The 20327-nt window shown below is 69.2% G+C and carries 19 protein-coding genes; 6 read left to right on the top strand and 13 right to left on the bottom strand.

The window, feature by feature from the left end:
• Positions 1-85 precede the first annotated feature (85 nt).
• On the top strand, positions 86-1204 hold the full coding sequence (locus tag OVA30_RS07830) for a transglycosylase SLT domain-containing protein (RefSeq protein WP_268175108.1): 1119 nt from the start codon (positions 86-88) through the stop codon (positions 1202-1204).
• Positions 1201-2898 (top strand): DUF2336 domain-containing protein, encoded by a 1698-nt coding sequence (locus OVA30_RS07825; RefSeq protein ID WP_268175107.1) that lies wholly within the window; start codon positions 1201-1203, stop codon positions 2896-2898. The genes OVA30_RS07830 and OVA30_RS07825 overlap by 4 nt, the downstream gene beginning before the upstream one ends.
• 60 nt (positions 2899-2958) lie before the next feature.
• Here the strand turns inward: OVA30_RS07825 and OVA30_RS07820 are convergent, their stop codons facing one another.
• The 6 genes from OVA30_RS07820 to OVA30_RS07795 form a co-directional block, all read right to left on the bottom strand.
• Positions 2959-3543 (bottom strand): cyclase dehydrase, encoded by a 585-nt coding sequence (locus OVA30_RS07820; protein ID WP_082290456.1) that lies wholly within the window; start codon positions 3541-3543, stop codon positions 2959-2961.
• A 142-nt stretch (positions 3544-3685) separates the two neighbouring features.
• Positions 3686-4858: a zinc-dependent alcohol dehydrogenase gene (locus tag OVA30_RS07815; RefSeq protein ID WP_012253746.1), complete on the bottom strand. Its 1173-nt coding sequence runs from the start codon at positions 4856-4858 to the stop codon at positions 3686-3688.
• Between the two features lie 270 nt (positions 4859-5128).
• Positions 5129-6586 (bottom strand): UdgX family uracil-DNA binding protein, encoded by a 1458-nt coding sequence (locus OVA30_RS07810; protein ID WP_268175106.1) that lies wholly within the window; start codon positions 6584-6586, stop codon positions 5129-5131.
• A complete protein-coding gene (locus tag OVA30_RS07805) occupies positions 6586-7797 on the bottom strand; it encodes a putative DNA modification/repair radical SAM protein (RefSeq protein WP_268177467.1) in 1212 nt (403 codons plus the stop codon). The genes OVA30_RS07810 and OVA30_RS07805 overlap by 1 nt, the downstream gene beginning before the upstream one ends.
• A 106-nt stretch (positions 7798-7903) precedes the next feature.
• Positions 7904-8335, bottom strand: coding sequence for an OsmC family protein (locus tag OVA30_RS07800; protein WP_012253743.1), 432 nt, complete (start codon positions 8333-8335; stop codon positions 7904-7906).
• Positions 8336-8420: 85 nt separating this feature from the next.
• On the bottom strand, positions 8421-8903 hold the full coding sequence (locus tag OVA30_RS07795) for a RecX family transcriptional regulator (protein ID WP_309247841.1): 483 nt from the start codon (positions 8901-8903) through the stop codon (positions 8421-8423).
• Between the two features lie 248 nt (positions 8904-9151).
• On the opposite strand from OVA30_RS07795, the gene OVA30_RS07790 reads away from it, so the two are divergent.
• On the top strand, positions 9152-10561 hold the full coding sequence (locus OVA30_RS07790) for a TAXI family TRAP transporter solute-binding subunit (protein WP_056506426.1): 1410 nt from the start codon (positions 9152-9154) through the stop codon (positions 10559-10561).
• 6 nt (positions 10562-10567) lie between these two features.
• On the opposite strand, the gene OVA30_RS07785 is transcribed toward OVA30_RS07790, so the two are convergent.
• The 6 genes from OVA30_RS07785 to OVA30_RS07760 form a co-directional block, all read right to left on the bottom strand.
• Positions 10568-11761 (bottom strand): ATP-binding protein, encoded by a 1194-nt coding sequence (locus tag OVA30_RS07785; RefSeq protein WP_268175104.1) that lies wholly within the window; start codon positions 11759-11761, stop codon positions 10568-10570.
• A gap of 83 nt (positions 11762-11844) precedes the next feature.
• On the bottom strand, positions 11845-13245 hold the full coding sequence (gene gorA, locus OVA30_RS07780) for a glutathione-disulfide reductase (protein ID WP_268175103.1): 1401 nt from the start codon (positions 13243-13245) through the stop codon (positions 11845-11847).
• Positions 13242-14411 carry an O-antigen ligase family protein gene (locus tag OVA30_RS07775; protein ID WP_268177466.1) on the bottom strand — a complete coding sequence of 390 codons (1170 nt, stop codon included), beginning with the start codon at positions 14409-14411 and terminating at the stop codon, positions 13242-13244. Before OVA30_RS07775 ends, gorA begins: the two co-directional genes overlap by 4 nt.
• Before the next feature lie 171 nt (positions 14412-14582).
• A complete protein-coding gene (locus OVA30_RS07770) occupies positions 14583-15179 on the bottom strand; it encodes a DUF2059 domain-containing protein (RefSeq protein ID WP_015950948.1) in 597 nt (198 codons plus the stop codon).
• Between the two features lie 41 nt (positions 15180-15220).
• Positions 15221-15931, bottom strand: a complete 711-nt coding sequence (rpiA, locus tag OVA30_RS07765) for a ribose-5-phosphate isomerase RpiA (protein ID WP_268175100.1) — start codon at positions 15929-15931, stop codon at positions 15221-15223.
• Between the two features lie 180 nt (positions 15932-16111).
• Positions 16112-16609: a hypothetical protein gene (locus tag OVA30_RS07760; protein ID WP_015822764.1), complete on the bottom strand. Its 498-nt coding sequence runs from the start codon at positions 16607-16609 to the stop codon at positions 16112-16114.
• 195 nt (positions 16610-16804) lie between these two features.
• Here OVA30_RS07760 and gph point away from each other — a divergent pair, with 195 nt between their 5' ends.
• From gph to OVA30_RS07745, 3 genes are all read left to right on the top strand, one after another.
• A complete protein-coding gene (gene gph / locus OVA30_RS07755) occupies positions 16805-17506 on the top strand; it encodes a phosphoglycolate phosphatase (protein ID WP_268175098.1) in 702 nt (233 codons plus the stop codon).
• A 195-nt stretch (positions 17507-17701) separates the two neighbouring features.
• Positions 17702-18367, top strand: a complete 666-nt coding sequence (locus tag OVA30_RS07750) for a hypothetical protein (protein ID WP_268175096.1) — start codon at positions 17702-17704, stop codon at positions 18365-18367.
• A gap of 87 nt (positions 18368-18454) precedes the next feature.
• Entirely contained in the window at positions 18455-18739 is a 285-nt protein-coding gene (locus OVA30_RS07745) for a DUF4424 family protein (RefSeq protein WP_268175095.1), read from the top strand.
• Between the two features lie 202 nt (positions 18740-18941).
• Here OVA30_RS07745 and OVA30_RS07740 read toward each other — a convergent pair whose 3' ends face one another.
• Complete coding sequence (locus OVA30_RS07740; RefSeq protein WP_003604474.1) at positions 18942-20183, bottom strand: argininosuccinate synthase; 1242 nt, start codon at positions 20181-20183, stop codon at positions 18942-18944.
• Positions 20184-20327 lie beyond the last annotated feature (144 nt).

The following is a 20327-nucleotide window of genomic DNA, read 5'->3' as shown; positions in this document are numbered from 1 at the left end:
AACGGCCTCATTCAAGCTTCCTTTACCATATGTGCAGGAAAGTCGGGTCTCGCGGGGCCGAATGACGGTCCCGGCGGGACACGTCATGTTCCTGTTCAACAATTCTCCCGTCGCCACCCGCGAGACCGCCGCCCCGGCGCGGGCGGCCGCGGCGAGCGGCGAGGTCGTCGATGCGATCCGCGAAGGGGCGCAGACGAGCGGCGTCGGCTTCGATTACCTGCTCGCCACGGCCCAGCGCGAATCGAGCCTCAACCCCTCGGCCAAGGCGAGCACCTCCACCGCGACCGGCCTGTTCCAGTTCATCGAGCAGACCTGGCTCGGCGTCATGAAGAATGCCGGGCCCAAGCTCGGCCTCTCCTCCTACGCCGACGCGATCTCCTCCGGCGCGGACGGCCGCTACAGCGTGGCGGACCCGGCAGCGCGGCAGGCGATCCTCGACCTGCGCCGCGATCCCAAGGTCTCGGCGGCGATGGCGGGCGCGCTGACGCAGCGCAACGGCGAGGCGCTGAGCGCGGCGCTCGGGCGCGAGCCGAATGCGGGCGACCTCTACGCGGCCCATGTCCTCGGGGCGAAGGGCGCGAGCGCCCTGATCGCGTCGGCGCAGGCGAACCCGTCCCGGCCCGCCGCCCTCGACATGCCGGAGGCGGCCGCCGCCAACCGCAGCCTGTTCTACGACCGCGCCGGGCGCCCGCGCAGCGCCTCCGAACTCTACGGATTGTTGAGCCAGACCACCTCCGGCGTGGCGACCCCGGTCGCGACTGCCGCGGCCGACGCGAACCCGCCGACGTCCTACGCCTCGTTGGAGGGCGGTCTGCGCTCGCTGTTCCAGACCGACCGGCGCCAGGGCGCGGTGTCGGAAGGGGTGGCCAAGCTCTGGCAGAACCGCGCCGCCGCGAGCAATGCGGAGCGCACCGGCCCGACCTACTTTCCGCGCTCCGACGCCTGGAACGAGACCGAGAGTACGGCCGCGCCGAGCGCCGCCAGAAGCGACATCACGACGACGGGCACGGCCGTGGCGGACACCGCGGCCGCCTCGGAGGCCATCGTCGTGCCGCTGCCGCCGCGCCGGCCCGCCGGACTGACGGCGATGGCGGCAGCGACCACCACCTTCATGGCCGGCCCGACGACGGACCGGCCACCCGCCACACCTGCGAAAAACTCGCTGTTCGATCCCTCCGCCTTCCGGCTCAGGAGCGGCTCATGATTCTCCGCCAGTTCCTCACCCTCACCCAGAACGCATCCCCCGAGCGGCGCGCCGAGGCCGCAGGCGCGCTGACCCGCAGCTACCTCCAGGGCACGCTGGGCCCGGAGGCGGCCTGGGAAGCCAAGACGGCCCTGCTCGCCCTGCTCGACGACCCCGCCGCGGCGGTGCGCCGGGCGCTGGCGCAGGCCTGCGCCGATTCGGATCAGGCACCGCGCCCGCTGATCGTGGCGCTCGCCTCCGACCAGCCGGACATCGCCTGCCTCGTGCTGGCGCGCTCGCCCGTGCTGATGGATGCCGACCTCGTCGATTGCGTCGCGATGGGCTGCGAGGAAACCCGCACCGCGGTGGCCGGGCGGCTCGACCTGTCGAAGCCGGTCGCCGCCGCCCTGGCGGAGGTGGGCGGCGCCCCCTCGCTCATCGCCCTGGCACAGAATCCCTTCGCCGCGATCGGCACCGCCGCGCTGCTGCGGATGGTCGAGCGGCATGGCGACGACGCGGCCTTGCGCCAAGCCCTGCTCGCGCGCACCGATCTCGCCATCGAGGTGCGCCACGCCATCGTCACCCTGATCGCCGAGCAGCTCTCGCGCTTCGGCCAGGATGCCGGCTGGATCAGCTCCGAGCGCGGCGCCCGCACCGCCCGCGAGGCCCGCGACGCGGCAGCGCTGGCGCTCAGCGACGAGGCCGGGGCAGCAGGGCTCGCCCGGCTCGTCGCGCATCTGCGGGTGCAGGAGCAGCTCACCGCCGGGCTGATGCTGCGGGCGGTCCTTTCACTGCGCCTGCCCTTCGCGGAGATGGCGCTGGCCGAGTTGAGCGGACTGAGCCGCGCCCGCGTCGCCGGGCTGATGCGCGAGCCGCAGGGAGCGGGCTTTTCCGCCCTGCATCGCCGCGCCGGATTGCCCGACCTGCTGCTGCCGGCCGTGCGCGCGGCGCTGACCGTGTGGCGCGATTCCAATGACGGCCGCAACGGCATCGACGGGCCGCGTCTCGCCCGCTCGATGATCGAGGCGGCGCTGACCGCCTGCGAGACCCTGCCCTTCACCGAGGCACGCGGCCTGATGGCGCTGCTCGCCCGCTTCGAGGCCGAGGCGGCGCGGGACGAGGCCCGCATCCTGGCGCACGAGCAGGCCGGGGCGCAGGCGCAGGAAACGGGCGAGGCCGCCATCCTGCTCACCGCACCGGCGCCGGTGGAGGTCGTCGCCGCGACCGCGCCCTCCGAAATCCTCGTCCTGTCCCCGGCCTCCACCACGTTGGAGCCGAACATGCCCGACGCCTCGACCGCGTGGCCGCTGGCGCCGCGGCCGGAAGACCGGATCGGCGCGACCGTGGTCTCGGCCGGGCCGGACGCGGCGAGCGTGCCGGAATCGGCCGAGATCGTGCTCGCCGGCCTCGCTGACGCGATCATCGCGCAGTTCATGGCCGACCGTGCCGCCGCCTCGGCGCCGATCCCGGCACAGATCGCGGCGCCCTCGCCGAAGCCGCTGGCGGAGATCGTTCCGGAACTCTTGCCCAAACTCGTGCCGGAACCCCTGCCGGAACTCTTGCCCGAAATCTCGGCCGAACCCCTGCCCGAGATCGTGGTCGCGCCCAAGCGCATCGCACGCCCGCGCGCGATCGCCGTGGCGGTGGCCGCCGGCATGATCCCGGAGCACCTGATCCTCAGCTACCGCGCGGACCGCGAGCGCCTCGCCGCGTGAGGCGGTCTTTACGCGGAAGCGGCCTTGACGCGGAGACGGCTTGTACGCCGCCTCGGCGCCCTAGGCCTCGGCCGACGTCCAAGGCCGCATCGCCTGCGGCCCGACGATGTCGAGCGGCGGCTCGAAATCGCTGGCCCGGCCGCGCATCGCCTCCGGCGATTCCGGGAAGCCGCTGCGGCGGCCATAATCGCTGCGGACCCGGCGCGAGGGACGGAGCGGCGCCTCCGACAGGTTGTGGGCGCAGACCACATCGAGGGCGGTGACGCCGGCCAGGGCCATGAGCGCGATCATCGCGTTGCCCCGTTTCGGGTTGCTCTCCTCCAGGGCCGGCAGCACCGTGGCGATATCGACGGCATCACCCCCGACCCGCCCCCAGATCCAGGGCGTGGGATCCTGCGTGCCGAGGATGCCGACGCCGGTGACGATCTCGCGCACGCCGTAAGCTTGGATGACGGGGGTCAGCTCGGGCTTGCCGAGCCAGCGGGCGATCGCCGCACCGCCGACGATCTCGGCGGCGCCGAGACCGAGAGAGAACCAACCGAGTCCCTGGGCGAGCCCTTCCGTCGCCGGATCGGGCCGTCGTCGAGAATCGGGCGCGATCCGAGCGAGCGCGCCGCCGTTCGATCTGTCGTTGTCGCGGGCCATGACACCTCCGCTTTCGAGATTGAATCGGGTCATACCAAATCCGGTTGATCCCTTCGGGATGGCGGATTTGGGCTTCGCTCAAGCGCCGCGCGGGCTGACAGATACGGTTCCCGCTTTGATCAAGCGGAAACCGTATCTGTCGTCAGGGCCGCAGCACGACCTTGATGCAATTGTCCTTCTTGTCCCGGAACGTCCGGTACAGCTCGGGGCCCTGCTCCAGCCCGGCCCGGTGGGTGATGACGAAAGAGGGATCGATTTGGCCCTCCTCGATCCGCCGCACGAGGTCGTCGGTCCAGCGGTTCACGTGGGTCTGCCCGGCGCGGATCGTCAGGCCCTTGTTCATCAACGCGCCCATCGGCATCTTGTCGACGAGGCCGCCATAGACGCCGGGGATCGAGAGAATGCCGGCGGGGCGGCAGACATAGATCATCTCCCGCAGCACCGAGGCGCGATCGCTCTCCAGCATCATCGCCTGCTTCACCCGGTCATAGACCTGCTCGACGGCGCGGGGCGAATGCGCCTCCATGCCGACCGCGTCGATGCACTTCTCCGGACCCTTGCCGTGGGTCAGCTCGTTCAGGCGCTCGACCACGCTCTCGCGGCTGTTGTCGATGACGATCGCACCGCCCGCCCGCGCCATGTCGAGGCGCTCCGGCACGCTGTCGATGCACACGACCTGCTTGGCGCCGAGCAGGATCGCCGAGCGGATCGCCATCTGCCCGACCGGGCCTGCGCCCCAGATCGCCACGGTGTCGTGCGGCTGGATGTCGGCCTGCACCGCCGCCTGCCAGCCGGTGGGGAAGATGTCGCCGAGGAACAGCACCTGCTCGTCGGTGAGCGAATCCGGCACCTTGATATGCGTCTTGTCGGCGAACGGCACCCGCACGTATTCCGCCTGCCCGCCGGGATAGCCGCCGGTGAGATGCGAGTAGCCGAACAGGCCCGCCGTGCCGTGGCCGAACACCTTGGCAGCGAGATCCCGGTTGCGGTTCGAGCGCTCGCAGACCGAGAAGAAGCCGCGCTTGCACTGGTCGCACTCGCCGCAGATGATCGTGAACGGGATGACGACCCGGTCACCCTTCTTCAGCGCGCCGTTCAGGCCGCGGCCGGTCTCGACCACCTCTCCCATGAACTCGTGGCCGAGGATGTCGCCCTTCTTCATCGCCGGGATGAAGTGGTCGTAGAGGTGGAGGTCCGAGCCGCAGATGGCGCAGGCAGTGACCTTGATGATCGCGTCGCGATCGTCTTCGATTTCGGGATCGGGAACCGTATCGCAGCGGATGTCCTGGGTGCCGTGCCAGACGAGGGCTCTCATCGGATCTCTCCCAAGGATTATTTTCGGACACGCGCGAATGCTTGCGCACGCTGCCTGCATATCCACGGGATGACGGGTTTTGTTTCGATCTTGATCGATGATGTTTGGAGCTGCTTACAATTGATCGTTTTGCAGCTTCCCGGCGCCTCTTAGAGCCGTATCCGGCCTGATTGTCTCAGGCCGGCGTCTCTTGGTCTTTGTATCAACGGGCTTCCTTGCGCCGAACCGGTGACCGCTTCGTCGGAAAGCGCTCTGGGAGAAGCGCTCGCCTCACGCCGCGAGGGCGTTGGCCCGCCGCAGATCATCGACAAAGGCTTGATAGGCCGCCGCTTTCGCCGCCTCGTCGGGCAGGCGCAGCAGGTAGGAGGGGTGGACCGTGATGAAGCCCGCGAACGGCCGCCCGAACTCGGCGGGGCCGCGGGCGCGGGTGATCGGGATCTGCTTGCCCGTCAGCGACAGCACCGCGGTGGCCCCCAGCGCCACGACGAGCTTGGGGGCGACGAAGTCCAGTTCTTTCTCGAGCCACCAGCGATAGTGGCTCACTTCGCCGGCGGTCGGCTTCTCGTGGATGCGGCGCTTGCCGCGCAGCGTGAATTTGAAGTGCTTGACCGCATTCGTCAGGTAAGCCTCCCCCCGGTCGATCCCCGCCTCTTCCAGCGCGCGGGAGAGAAGCTGACCCGCCGGCCCGACGAAGGGCCGGCCCTGGCGATCCTCCTGATCGCCCGGCTGCTCGCCGACGAAGGCGATCCGCGCGCCGACCGGCCCTTCGCCGAGCACGGCTTGTGTGGCGCCGGGCACCAGCGGTTCGGAGCGGGCGATGATCGCGTTGAGGGCTTCCAGCGAATCCGGCTCGTCCTGGGCCATCTTCGCCACGGCGCGGACGGGGTCACGCTTGACCGGCATCGTCGGCTCCTTCTCGATCATCGCCTGCGCGCGGGCGCTCGCGGCCCGCACGAGACCGGGAATCGCCGCCGTCTCCGGCATGTTCCGCCAGTACTTGCGGGGCATCTCGGCGCGCATGGCATCGAGGTTGAGCCGGGCCGGATTGAAGGTGCTCTCGTAATAGTCGCGCCAACCGGCCTCGAAGCCGTCGCCCTCCGGCACATCCTCGCGACGGCCGGGTGGGCCGAAGCGGAGCGTGCCGTCCCAATGCGCCGACCCTTCCGGCGTCAGGATCGACCATGTCAGCCCGCGGAAGCGATCGACGAAGAAGGGTGCCGCGGCCCCCAGGATGTGGTGGTCGGGCTCGAACCACGCCACGAAGCGCTCAGCCCCCTCCCCCGGCACCCGGCGGAAGCGCAGGAAGGCGTGCATCTTGTGCAGGTCGCGACCGATCGCCTTGCGCATCCGGTGGAGGCGGTGGACGAGCGGATCGCTCAGGACATCCATCAGCGCCCGCTCACCGTGCAGGACGCGCCAGAGCAGGGCGTAGAGCAGGCCGTAGCGCTCGGGATCGCGGTGGGGCACCACCATCGGGATCAGCTCGGTCACCGCGCGGGGAAGCCGCAACGGCGGGCCGTCCACGGAGCCGGACTCGGCGCCGAACAGGCTCGGAGCCTCGGTCTGCCAGACGATGTTTTTCGGCGGGGTCTCGGCCGCGATCAGGCGGCGCGCCGCGGTGCGAAACCCCGAAAGATCCGCGCCGGGGGCGAGGCTGATGACATGGATGCCGCCGCCAAAACGCCCTCCCCCCTCTGCGGGGGAGGGGTTTTCCAACGGCTCGCCCATCAGAACAGACTCAACTGCTCGGCCGGCTCCGCGAGCTTCGCCCGCAGATCGAGCCGGTCGGTCAGCGTCGTCGGCCGGAAGTCCTCGGCGATGAGGAAGGGCCGCGCCCGCTTCAGCCCCGAGCTCAGGCGGGCCACGTCGTCGAGGCGCAGGCGGCCATGGCGGCGGGCCTTGATGATGGCATCGACCGCCCGTGCCCCGAGTCCCGGCACCCGCAGCAGCATCTCGCGGTCGGCGCGGTTCACATCGACGGGAAAACAGTGGCGGTTCTTGAGTGCCCAGGCGAGCTTGGGGTCGATGTCGAGGGCGAGCATGCCGTCCTCGGAGGCCCCGGCCACGTCGTCGGGGGAAAACTCGTAATACCGGATCAGCCAATCGGCCTGATACAGCCGGTGCTCGCGCCGCAGCGGCGGCGCCTGGGGCGGCAGGGCCGCGGAGGCGTCGGGGATCGGGCTGAAGGCCGAGTAGTAGACGCGCTTGAGACCGTAGGTGCCATAGAGCAAAGCGGATTTGCGGATCATCGCCTCGTCGGTGGTGGCGTCGGCCCCGACGATCACCTGCGTCGATTGCCCGGCCGGCGAGAAGCGGCGGCGCTCCTCCTTGGCCTGGACGATGCGCTCGCCGATCTGGCCCATCGCGCTCTCGATCGCCGTGCCGTCCTTCTCCGGCGCGAGGCGGTTCAGGCTCGCCTCGGTCGGCAGTTCGAGGTTGATCGACAGCCGGTCGGCGTAGAGCCCCGCCTCCTCGATCAGCCAGGGGCTCGCCTCGGGGATCGACTTCAGGTGGATGTAGCCGCGAAAGCCGTGCTCGCGCCGAAGCTTCTTGGCGACGCGGGTCAGCATCTCCATCGTGTAGTCCGGCGAGCGGATGATGCCCGAGGAGAGGAACAGCCCCTCGATGTAGTTGCGCTTGTAGAACTCGATCGTCAGCGTCACGACCTCCTCGACCGAGAAGCGCGCGCGGGCGACGTTCGAGGAGCGCCGGTTCACGCAATAGGCGCAGTCGAACAGGCAATAGTTGGTCAGCAGGATCTTGAGCAGCGAGACGCAGCGCCCGTCCGGAGTGTAGGCGTGGCAGATGCCGGCGCCCGTGGTCGAGCCGAGCCCGTCCGCGCCGGCCTTGCGCTTGGGCGCACCGGAGGACGCGCAGGAGGCGTCGTATTTGGCGGCATCCGCGAGGATGCGCAGCTTGCGCGCGAGCTTCTCGTCCATCGAACGGAAGATGAACGCACGCGCGCCGGGATCAATGCGGCGCGTTAGCCTGCGCACCGAAAAAGCGCCCTCCCGCCGCGCAGCGCGACGGGAGGGCCGGGACGGCTCAGCTCGGGCTCAGCGTCTTGTCGAGGGTGATCTCGGCGTTGAGGAGCTTCGAGATCGGGCAGCCCTTCTCGGCATTGCCGGCGAGTTCATCGAACTTCGCCCCATCGATGCCGGGGATCACTGCCTTGAGGGTGAGGGCCGACTTCGTCACCTTGAAGCCGTCGCCGTCCTGCACGAGCGTGACGACCGCCTTGGTGTCGAGCGAGGTCGCCTTGAGGCCGGCGGACTGGAGCTGGAAGGCGAGCGCCATGGTGAAGCAGCTCGCATGCGCGGCGGCGATCAGCTCTTCCGGATTGGTGCCGGGCTCGTTCTCGAAGCGGGTGTTGAAACCGTAGGGGTTGTCCGAGAGCACGCCGGATTGCGTCGTGATCTTGCCCTTGCCGGTCTTGCCGTCGCCTTCCCAGTGGGCGCTCGCGTGGCGGTCGGTCATGCTGTCGTCCTCGTCGTCTTCAAGCGGAAGCGATCCGCGTGGCCTTCGACGTGGAGCGGTGGACGGTCATGTCGAGGGGCAGCCCTCACTCTTGGTTGATGGATGTCTCGTCCTCGCCTGCCTCGCTGGCCAGCACAGCCTTGGCGAGCGCGTAGGAGAAACCGGCCCGCGCCATGGCGGCGAGATCGCGCTCGCGGTTGGCCTCGCGGGTTTCCGGCCGGCGATAGGGGCCGAGGCGGCGGCGGCGGGCATAGGCAAAGGCCGCCCGCTCCTCGGTATCGGCCTCGCCCTCTTGCGTCCCGGCCGCCTCGTCCTCCTCGGCAAGGGTCGCCGCGATCGTCTCCCGGTCGATCCCCTTGGCGGCGAGTCGCGCCTGCGCCTGCCGGGTCGAGGTGCCGCGCCGCCTCAGGCCGCGCAGGCGGGCGGCGGCAAAGCGCGCGTCATCGACGAGCCCGGCCTTCTGCGCGCGGGCGACCGTCTCCTCGATCAGGCCGGCATGCGCGCTCGCATCCTCGTCGCGGGAGCGGCAACGGCGGTCGATGCGGCGGGCGAGCACCCGGCGCAGCATCTCGGACGAGGCGCCGTAGCGGTCAAGATAATGCGTCGTGACCCGTTCCAGCCACGCGGCGGTGACCGGCGGCTCAGGCCTTGCTTCAGGTCGCCCATCATGTCGCCCATCTGTTGGGCCATCACGTCGGCTTGAAACGGTTCGCGCGATCATTCGTTCTTCACGATCCGGACAGGTTTTCGATTCATGAATCTTGGATGGATCGCACGCGATTTCGAGGGCTCCGCCGCCGCATGGTGGCCACGCTCATGAGGCGCGAATGGCTCTACGTGCTGCTGGCCCTCGGGTTCGCGGCCGTGGCCGGCCTCGTCGTCACCCTATCACGTCCCACGCTGCTCACGGTGGCGGTCGGCCCGCGCGACGGGGTCGAAGCCGGGCTGATCGAGACCTATGCGCGGGCGCTGACCCGCAATCACGAGGACGTGCGTCTGAAGGTCGCGCCCTTCGACGACGTGCGCGACAGCGCCGCCGCTCTGGAGCAGGGCCGCGCCGACCTCGCCGTGGTGCGGCCCGATGTGAAGCTTCCGGATAACGGCCTGACGCTGGCCATCCTCCACGACGAGGCGCTGATCGTCGCCGCCCCCGAAGCCAACGGGATCGAAAGTTTTTCGGATCTCTCGACCCGGCGCCTCGGCGTCGTCACACGCCACGAGGCCGACCTGCCGGTGCTGACGAGCCTGCTCGATTTCTACGACTTCAAGGCGGCCCCGGAAGACGAGGCGCTCGCCAGCGACGCCCTCGCGGCGGGACGCATCGGCCTCGTGCCGCTCAAGGCCACCGAGATCACCGCGGCGCTGGAGGGCAAGCGGGTCGATGCGGTGGCGATCATCGCCTCGCCCACCGCCAAGCCGGCGCAGGCGATGCTGCGGGCGGTCGAGGCGGCCTCGCCGGAGCGCAAGGTCACCCTCGTCAGCGTGCCGGACGGGAAGGCGATCGTGCAGCGCGTGCCGACGCTCCAGGCCGTCACCCTGTCGGCGGGCACCTTCGGCGGACGGCCGAAGCGCCCGGAAGAGGATGTCGAGACGGTGGGCGTCTCCTACCGGCTGATGGCCCGCGGCGCGGTGAGCCGCGTCGCCGTCGCCTCCGTGGTGCAGCACCTGTTCGAGTGGCGCTCGCGCCTCGCGGCCGCCGCCCCGATCGCGCATCAGATGAAGCCGCCCGACTACGACACCACGGTCACGGCGACGAGCGCCCAGCTTCCCAACCATCCCGGCGCAGTGGATTATTTCGAGCGCGAGCAGCAGACCTTCCTCGATCGCTACGAGGACTGGATCTACCTGTTCGCCTTCTTCGGCGGCACGCTGGGCTCGGGCGTCGCGTGGCTCGGCCAGCGCCTCGCCCGCAAGCGGCGCGAGCGCATCGACATCGTCCTCGACCGCCTGCTCGACATCCTGGCCGAAGCCCGCGAGGCGCAATCGGCGGCGGCCCTCGACACGCTCACCCGCGAGACCGACGCGCTGATCACCGACGTGGTGCGCCAAGCCCGCGAGCGCAGCATCGATTCGCGGATGATCAGCGCGCTGATCCTCGCCATCGACGCGGTGAACGGCGCCCTCGACGACGGTCGCCGCGCCTTCGAGCCCAGCGCCGATCCGAACACCGGCAGCCGGGCGCGCACGGCGCGGCTGCTGTCGCTGAGCCTGCCGGCGGCGGAATAGGCGACCTCAGACGCGACCCGCACCGAAAATCGGGATCGCCCTTCTCATGTATTGATCGAACAGGGGAACGGTAAATTCGGTATCGCCGTGAGCGGGCGAATAGATCATGCCTTTTTTGATCAATGCGCTTCTGGTCGGCGCGACGGACTGGACCTTGACGCCGAGCAAATCCGCGATCTCGCCGGATCTCTGCTTTCCTGCTCCGAACTCGGCGAGCGCTCGCATGTACCGCTTTTCAGATGGCGTGCAGCGCTCGAACCGCATTTGGAAGAAGCTTTTGTCCAATTCGGCAATCGCCAAAGCGTCAGCTCGCCTCGCCGTCTCTTCCGTTATGACATTTGTTTGAGAAATATTCCAAGCAACATAGCCCCATTGCTGTAAAAAGTAGGGGTAGCGTTCCGTGATTGCGAGAATATGAGCGATGGCGCGGTCATCGAAACGCGCTCCCTCGCTCATGGCGGGCTGCTGAATGGCTTCAACAGCATCCAAGGTCTTCAACGCGCCAATATCCGGAAAACGAAACAACCGCTCGGCGTAGGATTTCGAATTTCCGGCCAGCGCGCGGATTTGCGGCAAGCCTGCACCGATGACGATCAGAGGAAGATTTTTCTGATTGACCTTGTGAACGCCCATGATGAGCGCACTGAACTCCTTTTCCGACAGGTATTGTAATTCATCGATCAACAGAGCGACCGGTTTCGAGGCGGCCTTCGCTGCTTGAGCGACGGCGACGATCAGTTCCGGAAAGTCAGCCTCGATGTTTCCGCTGTCGGCCAGCCCTTCCTCGGCATCAATGCTCAATCCGAAATCGATATCGCTGATGTTGACGCGCAGCCCGTTCAGAAAGCCTTTGAGACCACGGAGCCCTCTCCGAGCTAAGTCCTTCGCGTTCTGGACGTGACTGAGGCTGTAAAGGATCGACCGCAAATGCGGTGCGAGAAGCTCGGGCAGGCCCTTTCCCTCGTGCGCCTCGACGAGCGAGACCCTGCACCCGCTCTCGGTTGCCATCTCCTCGAATCGGTTCAGCAGAACGGTCTTCCCGACACCGCGGAGACCGACCATGATGATGCTCTGGGTGGGCCGCCCCGCAGCCATGCGCTGGATGGCAATCGTACCTTCCTGAATGAGATCGGTACGACCGGCCAATTCGGGCGGCGGCGTGCCAGCCCCCGGTGCATAGGGGTTGCGCACCACATCCATATTGAGCGACCTTATGCGTTTATAGCAAGAAACGTCTATAAATCGATAAACTCGCTATCGCAAGCGCGGTGACTCCGACGAGGCTAGCCCACGCCGACGGGATGCTTCACCACGAACGGCGTCCGCATCGTCACCAGCTCCTCGCCGAGCGTCGGATGCACGGCGATGGTGCGATCGAAGTCGGCCTTGGTCGCGCCCATGGTCACGGCGATGCCGACCGCCTGGATGATCTCGCCGGCATCCGTCCCGAGCACGTGGACGCCGACCACGCGGTCGCTGGCCCGGTCCACCAGAATCTTCATGATCACCCGCTCGTCGCGGCCCGAGAGCGTCGCCTTCATCGGGCGGAAGCTCGCCTTGTAGACGTCGATCTCCCCGTAGCAGCGCCGGGCCACGTCCTCGTTGTGGCCGATCACGCCGATCTCCGGCGTCGAGAACACGGCGGTCGCGATCAGGCGGTGATCGACGCACCAGGGCTTGTTGCCGAACACCGTGTCGGCGAAGGCGTGGCCCTCACGAATCGCCACGGGGGTCAGCGCCGCGCGGCCGTTCACGTCACCGACGGCGTAGATCGACGGCACCCGGGTGCGCGAATCCGCCTCGACGGGGATCGCGCCGCGTTCGTCGAGGTCGATCCCGACCCGTTCCAGCCCGAGTCCGGCGACGTTCGGTCGCCGGCCCGTGGCCACCAGCACGCAATCGACGGTGAGGCTCTCGCCCCCGTTCAGGGTGGCGCGGATCGCCGAGCCGTCGCGCTCCAGGCGCTCGACGGTCTGTTCCAGCCTTAGATCCATCCGCTTGGCATAGGCCTCGCCGAGCGCGTCGGCGATCTCGGGATCGAAGCCGCGCAGCAGGCTTTGTCCGCGATGGAGCAGCGTGGTTTTGGAGCCGAGGCTGGCGAAGACGCCCGCGAATTCCACGGCGATGTAGCCGCCGCCGACCACGAGGATGCGCTCGGGCTGGGTCTCCAGCTCGAACACGCCGTTCGAATCGATGGCGAGCTCCGCGCCGGGAATCAGCGGCTCGCGTACCGGTGTGGCGCCGGTCGCGATCAGGATGAAGCGGGCCCGGACCGTGCGGTCCGCGTGCACGAGGCGTACCGTGTGCGGGTCCTCGATCACCGCGCGGTCGGCCACGACCTCGACCCCTGCGCCCGCGAGGTTGCGGCCGTAGATGCCCTCCAGCCGCGCGACCTCTGCGTCGCGGGAGCGCTTCAGAACGGCCCAGTCGAAGCGCGGCGTCTCGAGGTGCCAGCCGAAGCCGGCGGCATCTTCGAACTCGTCGGTGAAGCGGCCGGCATAGACCATCAGCTTCTTCGGGACGCAGCCGCGGATCACGCAGGTGCCGCCGACGCGGTACTCCTCGGCCAGCATCACCCGCGCGCCGTGGCCGGCGGCGATGCGGGCCGCCCGCACCCCGCCCGAACCGCCGCCGATCACGAACAGGTCGACGTCGAAGGACTCGCTCATCGGTGTCTCGCTCATGCGCGCGCGTCTTCAGTCTCGTCTGCGGGCTCGTATGGGGGCTTGGCGCAAGCCGCCGCCCGCAGCCATGTGATGGCGGCCCCGAGGCCCGCCGTCCACCATCCCTGCCACGCGCCGTGCTCGACGAACATCACCGCCACCGCCGCGCCCAACAAGCCGAGCGCCGTAGCGAATAGGAGCCGCGGCAGGGCCGCCGCCGCCCGCAGGGCCAGGAAGGCGACCAATGCCGCGAGCGCCGCGCCGACGAAGCCGAGTTCGGCCCAGATCTGGAGGAAGCTGTTATGCGGATGGCCGACGGCCAGCATCGCCCGCATCTCCGGCTCGAGTGTCACCGCCGCCGGCACCTCGGCGAAGCGCAGGCCCATGCCGTAGCCGGAGCCGATCCAGGGCGCCTGCGCCACCGCGGCGCCGAAGCTCTGGGCGATGGCGACCCGCGCCCGCGACGAAGACTGCGTCAGCCGCTCATGCGCCGCCTCCGGCATTAGCCGGTGGAGGATGTCGCCCTCGACCGGGGCCAGGGCGAAGGCGAGCCCGAGGGTCAGCGCCGCGAGCGCCAGGGCCACGGATCGGGGCGCCAAGCGCCCGACCGCGAACATCACAGCGCCCGCGAGCAGCCCGAGCATGGCCGCGCCGCTGATCGAGCGCAGGATCGCCAGCGCCGCCACCCCGAGCAGGATCACGGCGGCGAGGCGATGGCCGCGCAGGGCGAGGAAGGCGGCGATGGGCCCGGCCAGCAGCAGCACAGTCAGCAGCGGGCGGTTGAACATGAACAGGGCCACGCGCTGCCCGAGCCAGGCCTGCGGCGCCAGCCCGAGGGCGAGGCTTGCCGCGATGAAAAGGCAGGCTGCGGCGAGCAATCCGGCGCCGAGGGGCAGCGCCCAGGGCGGCAGCCGGGCCGGCGCGAGCCGGGCGAGGATCGCCGCGGCGGCGAGCGTCGGCAGGAATTCGGACAGTACACGGCCCCAGAGCGCGGGAAACGGGCTCCAGGCCAGCGAGACGAAGCACCAAGCGAGTAAGGCGAGCGCGGCGAGGCCGAGCAGAGAGCGCAGGGGGGTGATCAGGTCGGAGGCGGCGCGCCCGCCGCGCTCGGCGACGGCGCCGGCGAGGAACAGCAGTGCCGCGATGCCGACGACGAGCGGGCTCGACCGATTGGCGAGGGCCATCATCGGCGCCACCAGCGCCAGCGCGACGGCTCCGGCAGCGTAGAGCCGCGTCGCCGCGCTAGAGCATCGTCCTGGATACCTGATCCAGGACAATGCTCTAGGCATTTGTCTCTGCATCATCTTCTTTCCGAAAGCCGGCAACCACCTTTCGGGATGATGCTCTAGGGCCGGCGATCACTGGAGCTGGTGGCCGCGCTTGCCCATCTCGGCGCGGGTGCGGACCATGATGTATTCCGAGACCTCCTGGGTCCAATCCTGCATGGCGCCGACCATGTCATCGAGGATCTGCGGCTGGGTCTCGACGTAGCGCTTGCCCGCGGGCGAACGGAAGAAGGTGACGATGTCCGTCAGCTCGGCCTCGTTCAGGCGCTTGGCGTAGATCCGCGCGGCGATGTTGATCAGCCGCTGCTTCTGCAGCTCCATCTCGGAATCGAGCCCTTTCAGCACCTCGTCCAGATCCTTGGCGAGATCGGGCCGCGTCACCGCGTTCTTGCGGATCTGCTCGGCCATGGTCGGGATGATCGAGTCGAAGGAGCGGGCGATGCCGGAACTCAGCATCACCTCGCGGGCGAGTGCGAGGTGGGCGGCGCTGAGATCTGGCTCCGGTGCGGCGGCCGGCGGCGGGGCCGCGCCGGGCTTCACCGTCGGCTTCGGCGAGGTGGCGGGGGGCTTGGCGGCCGGCTGCTGCGCCTGCGCCGCCGGCATGAGGACGGCCTGCGACAGCAGGGCCGCGAGGAAGGGGCCGCCCAGGGCAGCGAGACGGAGAACCATGCGGGAGAAGCTCCGAAGAAGGGAAAGGCGGCGGCCGGGCGTTAGAGGCTGCCGAGAACGCTGACGACGGCCGCATCGCCGTCGGCCGCGGCAAGGATGGCCGCATCGGCGATGCCGAGGAACAGGCCGTGCTCGACCACGCCGGGCACCGCCCAGAGCCCGGCGGACAAAGCCTCCGGATCGGGAATGCGGCCGAGCCGCAGATCGAGGATGGCATGGCCGCCATCGGTGAGGAGGGGGACACCAGAGGCGTCGTGGCGGCGCACGATCTCGCCCGTGCAGCCGGCCTGCGCCACCGCCGCCTCGACGGCGCGGGTGGTGGCGCCGATGCCGAACAGGTTCACCTCCACCGGCAGCGGAAAGGCACCCAGGGTCTCGACGTGCTTTGAGGCGTCGGCAATCACGACCATGCGGCGGCTCGCGACCGCGACGATCTTCTCGCGCAGCAGGGCGGCACCGCCGCCCTTGATGAGGCGCAAGCTTCCATCGACCTCGTCGGCCCCATCGATGGTGAGATCGAGTTCGGGCAGGTCTTCGAGGGTGGCGAGCGGGATGCCCTGGCGCTCGCAGGCGATGCGGGTCGCCTCCGAGGTGGGCACGCCGGTCACTTTCAGCCCCGCGCGCACGCGCTCGCCCAGCAGCTTGATGAAGGCCGCGGCCGTGCTGCCCGTGCCGATGCCGAGGCGCATCCCGTCCTCGACCAGGGGGATCGCGCGCTCGGCCGCCGCCCGCTTCAGATCCGGCGCGCTCACGAAACGACCTCGGGAAGCGAATTCATCGGGGGCACTCGGACCATCGAAGCTGGGGCGGCGAATCTGGGACGGTTGGGGAGGCAGGCCCTAGCACGCCTCCCGGCGACCGTAAAAGACGGATGCTAAGAAGCACGGATGCTTCCCAAGGGCCCAGAACGGCGTCCGGCGCTTCGTCGGCGGTCAGGGCCGCGTTCCCTGCGGCGGCGTGGCGCTCGGGCCGGCGCGGCCGGGGGCCGGTCCGGTCGCGGCGGCGCCCGCCCCGCTCGCGGTGCCGGCGGGCGGCGGGCCGGCCTGCTCGGTGCAGACGACGAGCTCCTGACGGATCTGCACGTAGCAGGCGCTGGTTTCGCCCGTGCGGTAGTTGACCCGGTAGATCCCCGACTCGCGGGCATGGCGCGAGGCGATCAGGCCGTACTCGCCGGGCGTCTGCGGGCCGGCGCCCTCTCCGGCGGCAAAGCACAGCGTGACGCCGACGCTGTCGTCGCGCAGGCCGTACTGGCAGGAGGTGACCTCGCCGTTGGCGCGATCGATCCGGTAGATCCGGTTCAGATCGACCGCGGGCGCGGCCACGAACTCGTAGGGCCCGGCAGCCTCGGCTGCCAAGGGCAGTCCGGCCAGGGCCGCGACGAGCAGGCCGGCGGACGACCGGGAGAGAGAACGACGCGAAGGAACACGCATGGGGCGGGACATCGTCTTGTTGCGAAAGAGCGAAACGGCGAATCATCGGCGGCGCGATCAAACACCTGCTCCGTGGCGGAGCTTGGGCAGAGAGGCAACACTGAGTGCCCGCGCTAACCGGGTATCAACCGCTAGGGTTGATCGTAGGAGAGACGACCGCTAGCCAGCTTGACAATGAAACGCACCGGGACGCCGATGAACGCGCACAGCTCCCCGATCGTCGTGTTCGATCTCGACGGGACCCTCGCCGAGACCGCGGGCGACCTCATCGGCACCCTGAACGTCATCCTGGCTCGGGACGGCCAAGCGCCGCTTCCCCTCGAACAGGCCCGCGACCTGCTCGGCGCGGGCGCGCGCGCCCTGATCCAGCGCGGCTTCACGGTCGCGGGCGCGAGCCTGACGCCGGAGCGGCTGGAGACGCTGTTCCAGGATTTCCTCGTCTATTACGGCGAGCATCTCACCGACAATTCCTACCTCTTCCCCGGCGTGGTCGAGGCGCTGGACCGGCTGGAGGCGGCGGGCTTCCGCCTCGCGATCTGCACCAACAAGGTCGAGTCGCACGCCGTGGCTTTGCTCGATGCGCTGGGCATCGGCCACCGCTTCTGCACGATCGTCGGCAAGGAGACCTTCGCCTTCTCGAAGCCGGACCCGCGCCACATCACCGCGACCATCGAGCGCGCCGGGGGCGATCTCCGCCGCGCGGTGATGGTGGGTGATTCGAAGGCCGACGTTGCCGCGGCCAAGGCGGCCGGCATCCCCGTCGTCGGCGTGACCTTCGGCTACACCCCCGTGCCGATGCGCGAGCTGGCGCCCGACTGGGTCATCGAGCATTTCGACGCCCTGCCCGACGCGGTCGACGCCCTCCTCGCCCGCGAGACCGTGAAGCCGGCGGCCTGAGTTCCGGCCGGCCTTAATCGCCGGCGCCCGCCTCCGCGGGCTCAAGGCTTTCGCGCCACGAAACCGCTCGCGCGGCTTCGTGCGTTGGCCCTTGAGAGTGTCGCGACACGGCTTGCACCCGCGCGGGCGCTGGGCCACTGAGCGTTGCAACGGGGCCTTGACCGCCCCGAGGGGCGCGAGAGGCAGACCGGCGACATGAGCGAGACGGACACCTTCGACCTGACGCTGGAGCGCATCGCGCTGATCCGGCGGATGGTCGTGGCCTGGAACGGAGCGGAGACCGGCGCGCCGATGATCCATCCGGACGCGCCCTACGGCAGCACCGACCGCGACGGCGACATTTTCAACGTCACCGGCGACGACGAGGGCGCGGACGAGGAGCACCGGGCGATGGGCGATGCGCTCGCCGTGTTCCTGCAGAACGCGACGCTGAAGCCCGGCCGCTACCAGTACCACAACCCGCTCGCCAAGCTTGCGCCGGGGGAGCTCCTCGACGTGTTCCGCGACGAGGCCACCGGCGAGACGCCCGAGCACATCACCTTCGAGGTCACCGACGCGCACCTACGGCTGCTGCGGGCGTTCAGCCTCGAATGGGACCAGGCCTACGACGTGCCGCGCGTCGATCCGAAGCGGCCCTACGGCGGCACGACGTGGCACACGGCGGAGATGGCGACCCATCTCGGCGAGCCGCCGGAAAAGGACGCGGAAGGCCGTGCCAGCCTGACCGACGAACAGGAGGCCCGCCTGGAGCGCCTGCACCGCGAGATGCAGCCGGCGATGCAGATCTTCCTGCGGTACGGCGATCTCGGGCCGGGACCGTTCCGGCAGTCCGAGGGCACGACCGGCTGGGAGCCGGCCTAAGCGCATCCGCTCCCCCTTTGGGCATCGCTGCGCCGGCCGCCTATCAGCGGTCGGGCCGTGCCGCGGTTGCGAAGGGGGGAGGCCGGATTGGCCGGCATCCGGCGCCTCGCGGCGGCGAAGCCCGAGGGCTACACCCGCGCCTTCGAGGTGCCCTACATCGTGACCACGGCCCGCAACTGGGCCGGGCGCATCGGCCGCTTCACCCTGACGGTGGACAAGGGCCGCGCGGACGCCCTGGTCAGCTTCTGCCGACAGGGCGTGCGCAAGACGGGTCCGACCACCTTCGCCTGGGAAGCCCGCGACTACGTCCCGGATTCCGACCTGCGCGTGCTTCTCGTCTCGAACGATCCCGCCTTCCTGGGGGATCGCTGAGATCCACTTCGACCCTAACGTCAGCGAGTTATCCGACCCCTCCCCCTCATCCTGAGGTGCGCCTTGCCTTAGCAAGGCGCCTCGAAGGAGACCTCCAGAGGCCGCCGCGATTCCTGGAGCCCTCCTTCGAGGCCGCTTCGCGGCACCTCAGGATGAGGAAACGTCTCGGAGAAGCGAAGCGAACAGGCGCTGAAGCCGAGGCTCAGCCCTCGCGCTTCTTGCGCTGCGCCAGGGTGCGCAGGCGCAGGGCGTTGAGCTTGATGAAGCCGGCCGCGTCGCGGTGATCGTAGGCGACGGCGCCCTCCTCGAAGGTGACGAGGTCCTGATCGTAGAGCGAGTGCGGGCTCGTGCGGCCGATGACGTGGACGCCGCCCTTGTAGAGCTTGAGCCGCACCTCGCCGGTCACCTTCTCCTGGCTCTTGTCGATCAGCGCCTGGAGCATCTCGCGCTCCGGCGAGAACCAGAAGCCGTTATAGATCAGCTCCGCATATTGCGGCATCAGCTGATCCTTGAGATGCGCCGCGCCGCGGTCGAGCGTGATCGACTCGATGGCGCGGTGGGCCGGCAGCAGGATCGTGCCGCCGGGCGTCTCGTACATGCCGCGGCTCTTCATGCCGACGAAGCGGTTCTCGACCAGATCGAGCCGGCCGATGCCGTTGGCGTGGCCGAGCTCATTGAGCTTGGCCAGCAGCGTGGCGGGCGAGAGCGCCTCGCCGTCGATGGAGACCGCGTCGCCCCGCTCGAAGCCGATGGTGACGATCGTGGGCGTATCCGGCGCCTCCTCGGGGGAGAGGGTGCGCGAATAGACGTAATCCGGCACCTCGACCGCCGGGTCCTCCAGAACCTTGCCCTCGGAGGAGGCATGCAGGAGGTTGGCATCGACCGAGAACGGGCTCTCGCCGCGCTTGTCCTTGGCGATCGGGATCTGGTGCTGCTCGGCGAACGCGATGAGCTGCTCGCGCGAGCGCAGATCCCACTCGCGCCACGGCGCGATCACCGTCACATCGGGCTTGAGCGCGTAGTAGCCGAGTTCGAACCGGACCTGATCGTTCCCCTTGCCGGTGGCGCCGTGGCACACCGCGTCGGCGCCGACGCGCTCGGCGATCTCGATCTGCTTCTTGGCGATCAGCGGCCGGGCGATCGAGGTGCCAAGGAGATAGATCCCCTCATAGACCGCGTTGGCACGGAACATCGGGAAGACGTAGTCGCGGACGAATTCCTCGCGCAGGTCTTCGATGAAGATGTTTTCCGGCTTGATGCCGAGCAACTCGGCCTTGCGGCGCGCCGGCTCCAGCTCCTCGCCTTGGCCGAGATCGGCGGTGAAGGTCACGACCTCGCAGCCATAGGTGGTCTGAAGCCACTTGAGGATGATCGAGGTGTCGAGCCCGCCAGAATAGGCGAGAACGACCTTCTTGACGGATTTGTTCGGGAGGGCGTCGGACATGGTGTTGGGCTCGGGCAACAGGGTGAAGGCGGATTAACAGCGGAGGCGCGCGGCGCGCAACCGGCGGGGCGGGATGCCGGTTGCCTCGTTTGCGATCCAGCCTGCCCCGGCGCGTCTCCGCAGACGTGGTAGGGTCACCGGCAG

The sequence above is a fragment of the Methylorubrum sp. SL192 genome (assembly GCF_026672325.1).
Taxonomy (GTDB): domain Bacteria; phylum Pseudomonadota; class Alphaproteobacteria; order Rhizobiales; family Beijerinckiaceae; genus Methylobacterium; species Methylobacterium extorquens.
Note: the sequence above shows the minus strand (reverse complement) of the source record. Positions and strands in the feature narration are given on the sequence as shown.